The sequence below is a fragment of the Nitrosococcus halophilus Nc 4 genome, assembly GCF_000024725.1.
Lineage (GTDB): Bacteria > Pseudomonadota > Gammaproteobacteria > Nitrosococcales > Nitrosococcaceae > Nitrosococcus > Nitrosococcus halophilus.
The window spans coordinates 260,378-276,111 of the sequence record NC_013960.1 but is presented as its reverse complement, the minus strand read 5'-3'; the positions used below and the strand labels follow the sequence as shown (position 1 = coordinate 276,111).

Genomic DNA, 15,734 nt, shown 5'->3' with positions numbered 1-15,734 from the left:
AAATGCGTTCTAAAGAACGAAAAATGAAAAATGGGGTCAGTGAAAAATGGGGTCAGGTCTTGTCAGGTGCATTAAAAAGACACCCAACCTTGCACTGCACCGGAGCGGTCCCTTCAGTGGCGCCCGGTGATGCTGGTGCGTTAGACTTTTTACCCCCTTGCACATCAGAATAAATTAACGTATCTTCATTGTATCTACTTTTGGAGAAGCACAATGAAGATACAGATTCAGAAGTGGGGAAATAGCTTAGCAGTACGTATCCCCAAATCATTTGCTCAAGAAGTCCATATGGATCAGGGCACAATTGTTGATTTGGCGCTAGAAAAGGGTCAAATCATCATCAGGCCTGTGGTTGAGCCACAGTATTCGCTAAATGAATTATTATCCAAAGTGACCAAGGAAAACATTCATAGCGAAGCCGATACCGGGGAACCTCAAGGAAAAGAGATTTGGTGATACGATGGCTTATGTTCCTAATCGGGGTGACGTCGTATGGTTGGATTTCAACCCACAGGCGGGGCACGAGCAAGCCGGGAGAAGGCCAGCGTTAGCGCTCTCTCCCCTAGCGTATAACAGGAAAGTGGGGTTGGCCATTTTTTGTCCGATCACTAACCAAACCAAAGGCTATCCTTTCGAGGTCGTGATTCCTGATGGTTACCAGGTCACCGGAGTCATTCTTTCGGACCAAATCAAGAACTTGGATTGGAAGAACAGGAGTTGCAGGCGCGTCTGCGTGCTAGAAGCTGCGATAGTTAAAGATGTGCTAAAGAAATTATCGGTATTGTTGCAGACATAGATATAAAAGACCAAATTTAGAAAAATGGGGTCAGGTCTTGTATCATGCATCAAAAGATTTCTAGCTAATTACCTGACAAAACTTATTGGTATAAGACAAAGGCCACATCCGCTATTTTTTTCTAATCCTGTAGACGAAGCTGGACAAGACCCACTCCATGCCCAATTTATAGTTGAATTGTACCTTGTCTAATCACACTGAAATGAGTCTGCAGTGGAGCCAGTTCCTGTCAAAGAACTATTGGAAAACTCTATTCTTAGCGAAGGGTATAGCGTTTCCCGAATAAATGAGACACGAATATCGACATATCAGGACCTTAATTTTTCGATCCAGCCGTATCTTCCCTATCAGGGAAACGCTATAAGATAAGCCTAAATATGGCCCCAACATTAAGCACTTAAATTTTGGTGGGTACGGCGCTAACACACCTTAACCCATCCACTTAAAAAGGGATTTTTTAACAGTTACTTAAGGATATCAAGGCCTAGTTCTTATACCAATTCATATTTAATTCCTTTTATCCTCCGTACCAACCAAAGTATAGTGACAGCCTGCAAGATGGTAGATTTTTTGGGAATTGATATTACAATAATGTATTTTTAAGCTATTTACTCATCCTTAAATAAATAGAGCTTCTGGCACGCGCGGACTAGATCTAGGAAAACATATTCCTCATGACTTTATTCTATGATTGCACTGTTTTTCATCCCCATCGCTTGCCATAATTTTCTATTATGACAAGAACTTATTATTGACTCTGTACTGGACGGAGGCAGACAGAGCAGAAAATACACTAGGACAGAATTATGAATAATACATATAGAGCAATTTTAGAACGGGATGGTGATTGGTATATCGCTTATTGTCCTGAGGTTCCTGGCGCGAGCGGTCTAGGCCACACGAAGGAGGAGGCGCGGGAAAGTTTAGCGACAGCAATTGTGCTTATCCTCGAAAACCATCGGGAAAATGCACTACGAGAATTGCTAGACGACGCTGAGCAGGATGCGATAACGGTCGCCTAAAGAAAGCTTCGCCACCTCTCAAGATAGGGGTGCTATCTGAAACGGTAAGGGGCTATACATTCACGGGAATAGGAATTTAGATCAGCGTACACATCTTGCGCTGACGGAGTGCTTCCTTCAGTCGCGACCGCTAATGCTAGCGCTTTAGATTCTTTCAATCGTAGGCAAGAACAACTTGACCAACTCGATTTTCCAGGGGAATAAATCAACCTTTTAGGCTTGTCTCCGATCCTATCAATGTCAAAGAAGCTATTGCTAACGCCCTGATATTGAAGCATGATAACCACCCCAGATGAATTCTAAATTAAAGGGCAACTGCCCTATTTTCTCTATTTAGTCTTTTGTTCAACCCAAAAACCACTCTAGAAAATTTACGGATACGCGTTGCCTCAGTAGAGGCCTTGCCCCAGCTCTCCCTCCTCGGTTTATTGACTGGGCTGTTGGCAGGGGCTATTACCGTGGCCTTTCGGCTGGTAGTGGATATCGGCCAGATCATCCTTCTCCCTGAACATCAGGTAGATGACTTCGAAAGCCTCAGCTGGATCGGGCGATTACTGCTTCCCATCCTGGGAGGATTGGGCATCGGCCTACTGCAAGAGATTGCCCATACCTACCGAACAGTAGGGGTGGTCCATGTCCTGGAACGGATTGCCTACTACCAAGGCCGCCTACCTTGGCGCAACACCCTGCAACAATTTGTGACTGCCGCCCTTTCCATTATCTGCGGTCACTCGGTAGGGCGGGAAGGCCCCAGTGTGCACTTAGGAGCCGCCAGTGGCAGCTTGCTGGGACAATGGCTGGAACTGCCCAATAACGCCCTCCGCACCCTGGTGGCCTGCGGTATTGCGGCGGCTATTGCCGCCTCCTTTAATACCCCTCTGGCAGGCGTCATCTTCTCCATGGAGGTGATCATGATGCAGTATCAACTTGCCGGAGTAGCGCCTATTATCCTAGCCGCCGTGGTAGGGGCCGCCATCGCTTGGGCCGTGTTTGGGCCTTCTCCGGCTTTTTCCGTCCCCCCCACCGAAATGCAGTCCCTGCTCGATCTCCCTTACCTGGTTCTGATTGGACTGGCAGTGGGCATCCTGGCAGCCGCCTATAACCGGTTGCTGCATTTTTTTTCCGGGCTGGGAAGCAGCCGGCCTGTCTGGCAACGCTGCACCGCCGCCGGGTTACTGGTCGGCCTTTGTGGTATCGCCGTCCCGGAAATCATGGGCCTTGGCTACGATACCGTAAACACCACCCTTCTTGGTCAACTGGGTCTAGGCACACTAATCGCCATTACCGCCGCTAAATTACTGGCCACCACCGCCTGTGTGGGCCTAGGGATACCCGGGGGACTCATCGGCCCCACCCTGGTCATTGGCACAGCAGCAGGCGGAGCGCTGGGCATTATTGGCACGGCCTTACTTCCCCAAGAGGCCTCCCCCCCGGCCCTCTACGCCATGGTGGGGATGGCCGCCATGATGAGTGCCACCCTGCAAGCGCCCCTGGCCGCTCTCGTAGCCTTGGTGGAACTGACCGCCGATCCCCATATTCTCTTTCCGGGAATGTTGGCAGTCGTCGTAGCCAATCTGGTAGCCCGGGAGTTGCTTCGCCAGGAAGCCCTTTTTCTGATGCTGCTGCGCGCCCGCGGCCTGGATTATCATTATGCGCCCACTTCTCTCAAACTCCGCCAAGCTGGCGTTGCGAGTGTGATGGATCGCCGCTTTGTAGAACTCCCTGTTACCATAGACCGGGAAACCGCGGCCCAAACCCTCACGAAAAATCCCCGCTGGGTGCTGGTGAAACAAGCCTTCCGGCCCATCTCCGTGATGCAGGGCATTGATGTCGCCCGGGCCTTAAACGAAGAGACCCAAGATCCCCTCAATCTTATGGAAATCCCCGCAGCCCGGGAAGATATCCAACCTGTCCCCTTCCATGCCACGCTCCAGGAGGCCCTGGAAATCCTCAATACCAGTCATGCCAAAATGCTGTATGTGGAACGGCGCATAGGACCCACCAGTGTGCGAATTTATGGCGTGCTAAGCCGACAAGAGATTGAGTCTTATTATGGCTAGCCATTATTCCGTTGGCTCAAGGGTTAGGGTTCTATTTTGGATTTATCCTGCTGTGCATAAACTACAGCGATGCCGTAAATTATCACAACACCGATTAAATCAATCCATAAGGCGGGCGGAGTGGCGATAACAAGCCCCATGAGGAAAAGAGGCCAACCAAGAAGGGGAGAGAACAAACGGTGAGTGAAAGGATTCCAATAACTTCCTAGCCCTTCAAGGGCATGGAGTACCGTATCGGGATGCTGTTTGGCAATCCACGTAAGCAGGCCCAACATGCTTATCAAGATTCCCAACCTAGGTTCGAAGCCACTCACCCCGGCGATAAGCAAGACTCCACTGAGAAAAGTAGCTACAGCAGTCACGCCCGCGGCTTGCCTCTCATGCTGCTGAAAGAATCTTATCGGGATTTGATCGCGTAGAAAATAGGCTCCCAATAGAACAATAGTTATGAGTAAAAGTAATGTGTACATTCCAACACTGGAGAGGTTGTTTAAACAAAATGATTAACCTTAAAGATAGTGCTCAGCAAGAAGGGTTTCAACTAGGGGCACGGCGTCGCCGTGCTTAAGGGCTAACCCTCCTGCACCCTATATCCCGCCTAATTTTGCAGGCATTAATAGGCCACCAACAGAAGCATTCCTGGCGAACGTCAAGAATAACAGTAACTTACCAATTAAATAGATAGGGGCACGGCGCTACTATTCCCCTATTTCATTTTTGAGGTCCTAATGAAGTGTCATTAGGGTGAGTCGCTCTATGGTTAGGCTGGAAAGCAATTGGAGAAATGCTATGGCTAAAGAAGCAGAGCAAGAGAATGAGCCTAATAATAATATTTTTTATAACCCTGTTTTTGATCGCTGGCGATGTGCGCCATTAGCATCTACATAGGAAAAATTTCATGATTTGGGGATTTGTCGATTACGAAAATGTGGGGAGTCTTGAAGGATTTAGCCTCTTGGATTATGAGAGAGTTTTCTTATTTTGCGGACCCAAAAATACCAAGATTAAGCTCGGTGAATTACCATCAACAGAGTTTTGCAGAATTGAGCTGATTGGGATAAAAACGATTGGTGCAAACAACCTTGACTTTCATATAGCATTCCATGTAGGGCGGCTTCACGAATCAGCAGCAAAAGACATAGAGTTTCACATCATCACAAATGATACGGGTTTTAATGGACTTATAAATCACCTAAAAAAAATCGACAGGCCATGTAAGCGCATTTCCACAAAGAACAAGGTAATTAATGCTAACTATTCTATTGAACTCAGCGAATGTGCAAATTTAGTCGTCTCTCGGATAAAGCAAATAGATGGCAGGAAAAGGCCAAGAAAAAAGCCTTCACTAATTAACTGGATAAATTCACAATGCAAACATATGAATTCGGAAGTTTCAGCAGAAAAAATCTATGAAGAACTAAGGCTATCCGGAAACATTTCAGTTGGCACTTCCGGGGTTACATATCATCTCAAACATTAGCCCGTCGGGGCACGACAGTGCCGCTCTCCTAGTTGTTTGGTAACATGGAAAATATTAACTCAGAACCACGACTTATCCACTTATACCAATTTAACCAAAGAATGCAACCTATTAAGGCTTCAACTGGTTGTTTAGACTACACTCATGCGGTGCAAAGTTACATGAAAGTGGTATTACCAGACGCCGAGCTGCTATTGTTGCCAAAATTTTTCAGTTCTAATGAAGCGGATCTTTACTTAGAGGTTTTGAGGACGAAGGTAACCTGGACCCAAGAACAAATCAAACTCTATGGCAAAACATATGATGTTCCGCGCCTTACGGCTTGGTATGGAGACGTCGGCAAAATTTATACGTATTCTGGAATCCGTACCGTAGCCATGCCTTGGACCGCGCCTTTATTGGAGATAAAGAGTGCAATCGAGCAAGCAAGCCTAGCTCCATTCAACAGCGTTCTTCTCAATTATTACCGAAGTGGATTGGATGGGGTTTCTTGGCATAGCGACGATGAACCTGAACTCGGAAAAAATCCAATAATCGCATCCGTGAGCTAAGGAATTTTTTCATGTAAATGGACTGGAACTGGCACTGGCACTGGCACTTTCCCCAGCTATTTTCACTTTGTCACACAGGGGGTGAGCCTGTCAGTTGGTGGAGACGGGCAACCGTCCCCGCATCTAGCTCTAGCGCCTGCGCCAATTGCCGCAGGTAGATTCTCTCAGCTTCCGTATCAATGTCGATGGCAAATAGCGAAGCGGCATAGAGTTCGGCTGCAACCGCCTCATTTGGTACGGATGAAACCAGCGCCTGTAAATCCATGGGACGGCTCAATTCGTCCATGACGAGCCGACGTTCTTCATCGGTCACACCGTCGGTATTAATCTTGCCGAAGATACTATCCATTTCCTTCTGATCCAGCTGTCCATCCGATTTGGCTGCGGTAATCATGGCCCGGATCACAAGTCGTTCTGTTTGGGGCGCAGTCAGTGCTTCCATTTCCTCTTGGGGCAGCGGCTGCGCTCCGGAGGTGAGGTTCGTGGACGAGGGTTGGGCATTCTGCTTATTCTGAAGCGCTTTAGCTGCCAGCGCCCCCAGAATCGCCATGGCACTTCCACCGGCAGCACCTTTTGCTGCACTGCCGCCACCTCCCAGTAGCGCTCCAGCAAGCGCACCAAGGCTGCCAAGCTGCCCGCCCGTCATACCACCTGCCTGTTTATTGCTAAGAAAATCCTGAGCAATATCCATCAGGCCGCCAAGACCTTGGGAACTAGCCGTATGTTCCAACCTGGAACGACTCTGACCGGCCATTCCTTGCAGCAACCGTCCGACGATATTTCCAAAACTCATGGTATATTCCTGAAATTAAAGGACTGGTTTTTTCGGGCTTACTCTTAATAATTTAAGGTTATCAGGAGAGAAAATTCCACTCCCTCTGCCGAAGTATCTTCAACATCGGTGCTCACCACATTTTCATCTTCAAAGCAATGAAGAATACTTGAATGAAACCATCGGCTTCTTGCTTCGAGACAGGGCACTGCTTATTCCAAATTCGGGCTACATGGGAATAGCGAACTTTAACTCGTCTTTGTTATAAAATTCAATTTGATTGGTTTCGGGATTATATTTCATAGAAACGGTCCCTTCGTTATTAAAACTGATGTGATCCCCTGCCTGGATACGAATAGCTTCGCCGGAATCAATATGATCAACAACAATCCCGCTTTCACTTGCTGGAGCATGGAAAAAGCCATGGGCGGAACCGGCCAGCATAATCCCTATTTTGGGCTTTCCCTCCGGTTGGTTGTTCGAAGTCTCAATCCCTAAAGCCCATTGCGTGGCCGCATTTCCTCCGTTGACAATATCCATGCCTCGCACCGGAACACCAGGGTCACCGGAAAAATTCAACCCATTGACTTCAAGTCCAATAGCCGGGGCGCCTGAATAGGTAGCGGCGAAGCTATTGGAACCAAAGGCGGGACCCGGCCCCTCGGTCTCACTGTAAAAGAATCCCCCAACCGCCTCTGCCGATCCCTCCGAGCGAACAGCCGAAGCAATGGGAGAATGAGCGCCCGAAACGCCAGGGGGGATTTGGGTATAAAAGAAGGCAGGGGTATCTCCTTCGGAGCGGGCGGTATTGGAAACAAAGAGACGAGTATTTATCAGCCGATCCGTGAAGTCCCATACCCTGAGGGCAGGAAAAGTCTCGTCTCCCAGGATTAAATCAGCGGACATATAGCCCGTCAAGAGAGGGTAGGTGACATTTCCTAAGAGAAATCCACCTAACAAGCTCAGGGTTAACAGTTTTTTCATAGCACGCTAGGGGTTAGACACCCCGTCCTCCATGGATTGAAAGGGTATTGCCCCCATTATAGAGATGGTAGGGAAAGTCTATAAATCCTGTGTCTCAATGAGAAAAAAGAACAATCCCCTCTCCCTATTCACCGGCCACAGTCATCCCATCTATCAAGACAGAACCGGTACGGATATTCCCCCGCATCTCCATATCCGTCCCCACTTCCCCTATCCCTAAGAACATATCCCGCAGATTGCTGGCAAGGGTAATTTCGCTCACCGGGTATTGAATTTCACCCTTGTCTACCCAAAAGCCCGCCGCTCCCTGGGAATAATCGCCAGTCACCAGGTTAACCCCCATCCCCATCAGCTCGGTCACGAGCAAACCCCGGTTCATTTGCTTGAGGAGAGCAGATTGATCATGCTGGCCAGGATCCACGGTAAGATTGTGTACCCCGCCTGCGTTGCCGGTCGTTTTCATCCCCAGTTTCCGAGCGGCATAACTGCCTAGAACATAGCCTTGAAGGACACCGTCCGTGACGATATCCCGGGCTTGGGTCGCCACCCCCTCATTATCAAAAGCAGCGCTTCCCAGAGCCTTGGGCAAATGGGGTTGTTCGTGGAGGCGCACAAAGGAAGGAAAAATTTGCTTACCCAGATGATCAAGGAGAAAAGAGGACCGGCGATACAGGGCCCCACCCCCAATTGCGGCAACAAAATGAGCAAACAAACGGGAAGCCACTTCCGCGGCAAACAATACCGGCACTGCGCCGGTAGGTAACCGCCGAGGATCAAGACGGGCCACCGTGCGCCGGGCCGCTTTTATACCCACTGCCTCGGCAGGTTCCATTTCTCTCCAGTCCCGGGCCCTGGTATACCAGTAATCCCGCTGCATGCCTGCTTCAGTCCGGGCCACCAGGACGCAACTCAAACTATGGCGGGTGCTGGCATAGCCTCCCAAAAAACCATGACTATTGGCATACACCCGATAGCCTTGCCGAGTAGAGAGTTCCGCCCCCTCCGAGATGACGATCCGATTGTCAAAGCTGCGGCCTGCCTCCTCGCAGCGACGAGCCACGGCAATGGCCTCTTCCCCACTCAATCCCCAAGGATGGCAAAGATCCAGCTCCGGGATGTCCCGGGCCATCAACTCGGGCTCGGCTAATCCTGAGCAAGGATCAGCGGCAGTATAACGGGCAATACTCGCCGCCCCCCGAACCGTCTCTTGCAGGGCCGCAGGGCGCAAGTCGGAAGTGCTTGCCGAGCCCTTTCGATGGCCGAAATAGAGCGTTATCCTAAGTCTCTTGTCACGGTGATGGGCTACCGTTTCCACCTCGCCTAAGCGAACGCTTACCGAAAGGCCCGTTTGGGCGTCAATCCCCACCTCGGCCGCCGTCGCCCCCAGGGCGCGGGCTTCATTCAGCACCTCTTCCGCCATCAGCTTCAAAGTAGCCGGTTCTTGATTCTCGGGCAAACTCATGAGCTCTCCTGGCGCCGAATTATCGGCAGGGGAAGTATCGCCATCAGGATTTCCATGTCTAGGGTAAACTATAATTGGAGTTCGATTTCCTTGTAGGCTTCCCCCTGCAACCGAAAACCCCGCATCTCCAGCACCCCTTTCGTATTCAGGGAAATGATGAGATACAAAGCGTCCGGGTAAGCCGCCTGGGCCAGATCACTCTTTGAAGGCAAGGGGGGAGTCTCGGGATGGGAGTGGTAGATGCCGAACAATTCCTCTCCTCCCTCGCGCATACGACGCATAGCCTCGATCTGGCCTTGTGGGTCCATGAAAAACTGCCGTTGCGGGTCGGGAGCAATATTGTTGACCGGGTAGCAGTTAGAGGGGGTGCCGTTACGGGCACCAATCAATCCACAGATTTCCCGCCGGGAACTCGCTTGTGCTTGATGCAGCAGTTGGTTAACCATAGTCCGCGGAAGCATCACTTCTGTCATTTGGCCAACTCCTGTGATCTATCTTGGAAATCATTACAGATAGGGCATTGGGGATCCCTGCGAATCCGGATCTCACGCCAGTGCATCCCCAGGGCATCGAACAACAACAATCGATCCTGGAGACTCTGGCCTATGCCCAACAGCAGCTTGAGGGTTTCCATGGCTTGAACGCTCCCAATAATACCCAATAAGGGCGCAATCACCCCCGTTTGGGAACAGGTCTCTTCGTTCTCTTCTCCTTCACGAAAAAGGCAATGGTAACAGGCACCCTCTGGTCGCCGGCTATCAAACACCGCCACCTGCCCTTCCATACGGATGGCAGCGCCAGAAACCAATGGCCGCCCCGCCCGAACGCAAGCGATATTCACGGCAAAGCGGGTGGCAAAATTATCACTGCCGTCCACCACCACGTCTGCCTGGGCGACTGCCGCCTCTAAATCCTCACCCTCCAGCCGATCAGCCACTGCCCGCACCTCCACCTCCGGGTTCAAATCCTGGAGGCGACGTCGAGCAGATTCTACTTTAGGTAAGCCAATGGCCTCGCTATCGTGCAGAATTTGTCGTTGCAAATTGGAGAGTTCTACTTGGTCAGGATCCACAAGGGTCAACTGCCCCACCCCCGCTCCGGCAAGATACAAGGCGACTGGTGACCCTAAACCGCCGACCCCGATCACTAAGACCCGGGCATTAAGCAATTTTCGCTGGCCTTCAATATCAATCTGAGGCAGCAAAATCTGACGACTATAACGTAACAGCTGCTGATCATTCATATCGCCACCGATAATGTGCCTGAAGCTTTCGGGTGAGATACTAGCATAATAGGCTTATTTCCATCGGGCGTCAGGGAAGATAGAGTGAACCAGTTCTCTTTTTATTTTCCTAGTTGAGTTCTGGGTTATTTTTATCTATTATTGTACAAAACTTATACAATAAAATTTATTATTATGGTAAATCACAGCCCAGACCCCAAAAGCCCGGCGATGGCCTCTTCAAAATCCCAGGAGGGAACCCCGGAGGCCCTCTACCCCATACGCGAGGTAGCCCTACGCACGGGGGTCAATCCGGTGACGCTTCGTGCCTGGGAACGCCGTTACGGCCTCATCAAGCCTCGCCGCACGCCTAAAGGACATCGTCTTTATTCCGAGGCGGACATCAACCTTGTCCACCGCATTGTCACCCTCCTGAGCTCGGGTCTTGCGATCAGCCAAATTCGCCCTTTGCTGGAAAAACCGGAGACTGCCAGTGAAATAGGAGAGGCAATGGCCACGACTACTTGGAAAGAACAAGCGGAAGCATTGCTAGAGGCTATTCGCCATTTCAATGAAAACGCCATTGACGCCATCTATCATAATGCTTTTTCCCTCTACCCTACTGAGCTCACGTTACGACGGTTGCTTCAACCCATGCTGGACAACCTGCGCCAGGACCGGGAACGCCTAGAACTGGGGGCTGCCGAAGAAAGCTTCTTCAAAAATTACCTGAAATACCGGTTAGGCGCACGCATTCAGCAACAAAATCCCCGCAATTCCGGCCCCCGGCTTCTTTTTGCCTGTTTGCCCAATGACCATAGTGAAATGGAATTGCTGCTCAATGCTTTTGTCATTGTCAGCCATAACTACCGGGCGCTTCTCCTAGGGGAGAACGTCCCCCTAGCCCAGATGACCCAAGCCGCCAATAAAGCAAGATGCCAGGGAGTGATGCTGCAAGGGAACGTCGCCCCTACGCCGCATATCATCGAATCAGAGTTGCCTGAACTTGTACAAAAACTCTCAGTTCCTGTGTTTATTATGGGGCAAACCGCAGCCCGTTTCGAATACGAAATTAGCGCCCAAGGAGCCATTCCGTTGCCTATGGATTTCCACCCCCTGCTGGAAAAACTCAACACTCAATTGGCGCATCAGGATTATTCCCCACAGACAAATTAAACCGTTTGCTCTAAAGAGATATACACAGGTGTCTAAACGATAGCATGAAGCCAAAAAACCAGGAGGTTCCTAATAGCCTCATTTTTTACCCAATAGCGCGTAAAGCATCGCCCAATCGGGCGGTGATATAAGCGCAAGCCGCGAAGCGGCTTTATAGAATGCGCTGAGCTTTGTAAAACACAAATATGACGAAGAGGGCGTACCAGGAACGATTCTATCCCACAGCTGAACAAGCCGAACTGCTGGCTCGTTCGTTCGGCTGTGCGCGTTTTGTTTGGAACAACACGCTCAAGCATCGTACCGATGCGTTCTATCAGAACGGCGAAGTCATTCCCCATTCGGCGCTGGAAAAAAGGCTTGTCCAACTCAAGCAGGACTTTTCTTGGCTGAATGAGGTTTCCAGCGTCACTAGCGACGGATTCAAATCCGGCAATCCCAAGTACACCAAGCAGTACGAAGCGAAGCTGGCCTATCTGCAGGGTAAGCTGGCGAAGAAGCGGAAAGGTTCCCGTAACCGCAACAAACTGCGGCTGAAGGTGGCCCGTCTGCACACCAAAATAGCTGACTGCCGTAGGGACGCCACCCAAGTCGTGTGCGTTGAATCTCTTGCGGTGAAGAACATGATCAAACACCCCCGGCTTGCCAAGCCCATAGCCGATGCCAATTGGGGTGAGTTTGTCCGTCAACTGAAGTACAAGGCGCAGTGGGTAGGGCGAACCGTAGTCGAGATCGACCGCGGGTTTCCCAGCTCCAAGCGTTGCCCCACCCCAGGGTGCGGACATATCAACAAAACGCTGCCGCTGGAGGTGCGTGAATGGAGCTGTCCCTCGTGCGGGACTGTCCATGACCGCGACATCGCAGCGGCGATCAATATCAAAACCGCCGGGCTGGCGGGGTTAGCCTCTGGAGCGACTGGAACGGGGGCGACAACAGGCGTTGTCGCCTAGGGAAGGCGTGTTGAACGAGGAAAGTTCTTGGAGTGATCCAACAACCCTCGCCCGACAGGGGGGGGGGGAGAAGTCAGACCGGGGTGCTTTGACTAAAAGGAGGTGCCCAGTGACTAAAACCGTACTCATTACAGGCGCAGCCGGCGGACTTGGACATAGCCTTGAACAACGTTTGAGTGATAAAGGTTGGCAGCTTGCCCTTGTTTCCCGTGATTCGGATCGCCTCCAAAGCCTCGATAGGGGTGGAACGGCACTCTATCTCACCGGAGATGTCTCCACTGCCCAGGGCGCGGAGCAAATCATCACCGAATGCGTCGAGCGCTGGGGCCACCCCCCTGAAGCCCTCGCCCATTGCGCAGGCAGCACCCTGATTGTCCCCCTACATCGAACCCCGGAGGAGCAATATCGGGCCTGCCTTGCCGCCAATCTGGATAGCGCTTTTTACACCTTGAAGGCTTGGATTCAGGCTTGCCTGCACCATAAACAGGGAGGCACAGCGGTGCTCGTTAGCTCTGTAGCAGCCCGTATCGGAGTGATTAACCATGAGGCTATTGCCACGGCCAAAGCGGCGGTAGAGGGACTGGCTCGTTCCGCTGCAGCCACTTATGCCAGCCACGGCATTCGGGTCAACGCCATCGCCCCTGGACTTCTCCGTAGTCCCGCCACGGAACGATTATTCATGGGGGGGAAAGCGGAAGCGCAAATCGCTGCCCAATATCCTCTGGGCCGCTATGGCAGCACCGAAGATGCAGCCGCTGCCATGGCCTGGCTACTCTCCGATGAGGCCCAGTGGATCACCGGCCAAATTTTACCCGTGGACGGGGGCTTTTCCGCTTCCCGACCCTTAGTCCGTTAGCAATCCCCATGGCTCAGCCTACTGCTTTGGTCTGGTTCCGCCGCGACTTGCGATTAGGGGATAATCCGGCCTTGGCTGCGGCCTGCGCGCTAGGGGGGCAAGTGATCCCTGTCTATATTGATGCCCCGGAAGAAGAAGGTGCCTGGCCTCCCGGTGCCGCCAGCCGCTGGTGGCAACATCATAGTTTGGCAGCCCTTGACTCTGGGCTAAAAAAACGGAACTCCCGGCTCATCGTGCGGCAGGGTCCAAGCCACAAGGCCCTAGGCCAGCTTGCAGAAGAAACCAGCGCTACCCATATATTCTGGAACCGCCGCTATGAGCCTGCGGTCATCAAACGGGACCAGGCGATTAAACAGCAGCTCCGCGCCGCTGGCCTGACAGTTAAGAGCACCAATGCTCTGCTGCTATTCGAACCTTGGGAAATTGCTAAAAACGACGGTATGCCTTATCGAATTTTCACCCCTTTTTGGAAAACCTGCCTAGAAAAAGGCATAGGCCGGTCTCCTTTCCCTCCACCGCAGCACTTACCCCCCGTAAACCGGCAACTACAAAGCGAGCCTCTATCCACCCTCGGGCTGCTGCCGAAAATTCCTTGGGACCAGGAATTCTACACCCATTGGACTCCTGGGGAAGCAGGGGCCTGGCGACAATGGGAATGCTTCTTGGAAGAGGCTTTAGGAAAATATCACCAGGAACGGGACCGGCCCGATTTACCAGGGACTTCCCGTCTCTCGCCCCATCTTCATTTTGGCGAGATTAGCCCACGTCAAATAGCGTTCCAGATCCAGATTCAAATGGACAGGCGCGCTGAACTTACTGCCGGCGGCCAAGCCTACCTCCGGCAACTTGGCTGGCGGGAATTTGCCTACCATTTGCTCTACCACTTCCCGGAAACACCGGAAAAACCCTTAAACGAAGGTTTTACCCATTTTCCCTGGGCCGAAGATTATGGTGAAGCCCTAACCGCCTGGCAACAAGGCAGAACAGGCATTCCCCTGGTGGATGCGGGGATGCGAGAGCTATGGCGAACCGGTTGGATGCATAACCGGGTGCGGATGATTGCCGCCTCCTTGCTGACCAAAAACTTGCGAATTCCGTGGCAAGAGGGGGAGCGTTGGTTCTGGGAGACCCTGGTCGATGCCGACCTGGCCAGTAACACCCTAGGCTGGCAATGGGTGGCAGGATGTGGGGCCGATGCCGCCCCCTACTTCCGTGTTTTCAACCCCGTGCTCCAGGGTAAAAAGTTTGATCCTGAAGGGAAATACGTACAACAATGGATTCCTGAACTCCGGAAAATCTCCAAACAACACATCCATGAACCTTGGAAAGAGGCGAGGCAACCCCTCTCAACCCCAGGGAGCGTGGGGGGTCAGTCGGGAGCGTGGGGAGTCAGGTCTCGCAATGTGCTTTTTCCATATGATAATCCTAAAATCCACAGATAAGAACAGACGACAATTTGAGCTCAAAGACAACCCCCCTGATCCGGGAGGAATGAACGCCCAAAATTATGTTTTATCGGCAGCCCTGATGATTCGACTGATGCGCGAATAGTGAAGGCCAAAGTGTGCACCGATTTCCTTCATACTGTACCCGCCACTAGCGTATGCCTGCACAATAGCAGTATCCCTATCACGATACTTTCTGGAAAAGTACTCCAAGGGCTTCGCCACCGGCCGCCTTTGAGCCGAAGGGACTTCGCTCAAATCCTGCTCAGAATCCAATTGCCGCTGCATCTTCTCCACGAAGGACTCTGAACCCAAATAGATTTGATTCTTAAGCTGCTCCCAGGGGCTTGGTTGATTCTTCCCCTCGGAAACAAAAGCCCGGTAACGTTTTATCGCCTCTCCCTTGCGCCGGGAAAAAGCCGATAATATCCACTTGCTCTGCAGCCACATCGGCCCTTTCCCCAGCCCTGCAGTAGCCCGATAGCTGCTCCAGGGCCAGTCCTTCGCGCTTCGCACCTTCCGGGCGCGAACGGGGTTAAGCACAATGTAGCGCGCCAATTCCAATAGGTAAGCTTCTTTCTGCACAAGAATAGCTTTATAGCGCCCCTGAAAAACATGCCCTACCCGTTTGTGCCTGGCATTAAAACGCTGGGTGTAGACACCGTTGAGGTGGCGCATCCCCTTGGCCAGGTTGCCATCAGGTGTCTCGACCAAGAGGTGATAGTGGTTATCCATCAAGCAATAGGCATGCAGAACCCAATTGAACCGCTTGCATACCTCCCCCAGGACACCAAGATAGATTTTTCGATCAGCATCATCCTGATAAATATCTTCCTTCCTATCACCCCGGGAGGTCACATGATAAAGTGCACCAGAAAATTCAATACGTAAAGGACGAACCATAAGACAAACATTACCACAAAACCCAACAAAAAGCAATTAACAAGACCTGACCCCAAAA

17 protein-coding genes are annotated in these 15,734 nt (G+C 51.4%); 10 read left to right on the top strand and 7 right to left on the bottom strand.

What is annotated here, in order from left to right; translation table 11 throughout:
* Positions 1-213 precede the first annotated feature (213 nt).
* The 4 genes from NHAL_RS01345 to NHAL_RS01330 all read left to right on the top strand — a co-directional run bounded on the left by NHAL_RS01345 (position 214) and on the right by NHAL_RS01330 (position 3,878).
* A complete protein-coding gene (locus tag NHAL_RS01345; RefSeq protein ID WP_013031365.1) occupies positions 214-456 on the top strand; it encodes an AbrB/MazE/SpoVT family DNA-binding domain-containing protein in 243 nt (80 codons plus the stop codon).
* 4 nt (positions 457-460) lie between these two features.
* The gene (gene mazF, locus NHAL_RS01340; RefSeq protein WP_013031364.1) at positions 461-796 is read left to right on the top strand and encodes an endoribonuclease MazF; all 336 of its coding nucleotides are present in this window, start codon (positions 461-463) and stop codon (positions 794-796) included.
* Between the two features lie 806 nt (positions 797-1,602).
* The gene (locus NHAL_RS01335; RefSeq protein ID WP_013031363.1) at positions 1,603-1,818 is read left to right on the top strand and encodes a type II toxin-antitoxin system HicB family antitoxin; all 216 of its coding nucleotides are present in this window, start codon (positions 1,603-1,605) and stop codon (positions 1,816-1,818) included.
* A gap of 401 nt (positions 1,819-2,219) precedes the next feature.
* A complete protein-coding gene (locus NHAL_RS01330; protein ID WP_238985410.1) occupies positions 2,220-3,878 on the top strand; it encodes a chloride channel protein in 1,659 nt (552 codons plus the stop codon).
* Positions 3,879-3,901: 23 nt separating this feature from the next.
* On the opposite strand, the gene NHAL_RS01325 is transcribed toward NHAL_RS01330, so the two are convergent.
* Positions 3,902-4,240: a hypothetical protein gene (locus NHAL_RS01325; RefSeq protein WP_157862457.1), complete on the bottom strand. Its 339-nt coding sequence runs from the start codon at positions 4,238-4,240 to the stop codon at positions 3,902-3,904.
* 536 nt (positions 4,241-4,776) lie between these two features.
* Here NHAL_RS01325 and NHAL_RS01320 point away from each other — a divergent pair.
* Together NHAL_RS01320 and NHAL_RS01315 are read left to right on the top strand one after the other, a co-directional pair.
* On the top strand, positions 4,777-5,358 hold the full coding sequence (locus NHAL_RS01320; protein WP_013031359.1) for a PIN domain-containing protein: 582 nt from the start codon (positions 4,777-4,779) through the stop codon (positions 5,356-5,358).
* Positions 5,359-5,402: 44 nt separating this feature from the next.
* On the top strand, positions 5,403-5,909 hold the full coding sequence (locus NHAL_RS01315; RefSeq protein ID WP_013031358.1) for an alpha-ketoglutarate-dependent dioxygenase AlkB family protein: 507 nt from the start codon (positions 5,403-5,405) through the stop codon (positions 5,907-5,909).
* Positions 5,910-5,979: 70 nt separating this feature from the next.
* On the opposite strand, the gene NHAL_RS01310 is transcribed toward NHAL_RS01315, so the two are convergent.
* From NHAL_RS01310 to NHAL_RS01290, 5 genes are all read right to left on the bottom strand, one after another.
* A complete protein-coding gene (locus NHAL_RS01310; protein ID WP_013031357.1) occupies positions 5,980-6,702 on the bottom strand; it encodes a tellurite resistance TerB family protein in 723 nt (240 codons plus the stop codon).
* Between the two features lie 207 nt (positions 6,703-6,909).
* A complete protein-coding gene (locus NHAL_RS01305) occupies positions 6,910-7,665 on the bottom strand; it encodes a hypothetical protein (RefSeq protein WP_013031356.1) in 756 nt (251 codons plus the stop codon).
* 124 nt (positions 7,666-7,789) lie between these two features.
* Complete coding sequence (pmbA, locus tag NHAL_RS01300) at positions 7,790-9,127, bottom strand: metalloprotease PmbA (RefSeq protein ID WP_013031355.1); 1,338 nt, start codon at positions 9,125-9,127, stop codon at positions 7,790-7,792.
* 68 nt (positions 9,128-9,195) lie between these two features.
* A complete protein-coding gene (locus NHAL_RS01295) occupies positions 9,196-9,600 on the bottom strand; it encodes a M67 family metallopeptidase (protein WP_013031354.1) in 405 nt (134 codons plus the stop codon).
* Positions 9,597-10,370 carry a HesA/MoeB/ThiF family protein gene (locus NHAL_RS01290; protein ID WP_013031353.1) on the bottom strand — a complete coding sequence of 258 codons (774 nt, stop codon included), beginning with the start codon at positions 10,368-10,370 and terminating at the stop codon, positions 9,597-9,599. The genes NHAL_RS01295 and NHAL_RS01290 overlap by 4 nt, the downstream gene beginning before the upstream one ends.
* A 210-nt stretch (positions 10,371-10,580) precedes the next feature.
* On the opposite strand from NHAL_RS01290, the gene NHAL_RS01285 reads away from it, so the two are divergent.
* The 4 genes from NHAL_RS01285 to NHAL_RS01270 all read left to right on the top strand — a co-directional run bounded on the left by NHAL_RS01285 (position 10,581) and on the right by NHAL_RS01270 (position 14,770).
* On the top strand, positions 10,581-11,525 hold the full coding sequence (locus tag NHAL_RS01285; protein WP_013031352.1) for a MerR family transcriptional regulator: 945 nt from the start codon (positions 10,581-10,583) through the stop codon (positions 11,523-11,525).
* Between the two features lie 185 nt (positions 11,526-11,710).
* Complete coding sequence (locus NHAL_RS01280) at positions 11,711-12,472, top strand: RNA-guided endonuclease TnpB family protein (RefSeq protein ID WP_013031351.1); 762 nt, start codon at positions 11,711-11,713, stop codon at positions 12,470-12,472.
* 109 nt (positions 12,473-12,581) lie between these two features.
* Positions 12,582-13,328: an SDR family NAD(P)-dependent oxidoreductase gene (locus NHAL_RS01275; protein WP_013031350.1), complete on the top strand. Its 747-nt coding sequence runs from the start codon at positions 12,582-12,584 to the stop codon at positions 13,326-13,328.
* 8 nt (positions 13,329-13,336) lie between these two features.
* On the top strand, positions 13,337-14,770 hold the full coding sequence (locus NHAL_RS01270) for a cryptochrome/photolyase family protein (RefSeq protein WP_013031349.1): 1,434 nt from the start codon (positions 13,337-13,339) through the stop codon (positions 14,768-14,770).
* A gap of 63 nt (positions 14,771-14,833) precedes the next feature.
* Here the strand turns inward: NHAL_RS01270 and NHAL_RS01265 are convergent, their stop codons facing one another.
* Positions 14,834-15,676 (bottom strand): REP-associated tyrosine transposase, encoded by an 843-nt coding sequence (locus NHAL_RS01265; RefSeq protein ID WP_013031348.1) that lies wholly within the window; start codon positions 15,674-15,676, stop codon positions 14,834-14,836.
* Between the last annotated feature and the right edge of the window lie 58 nt (positions 15,677-15,734).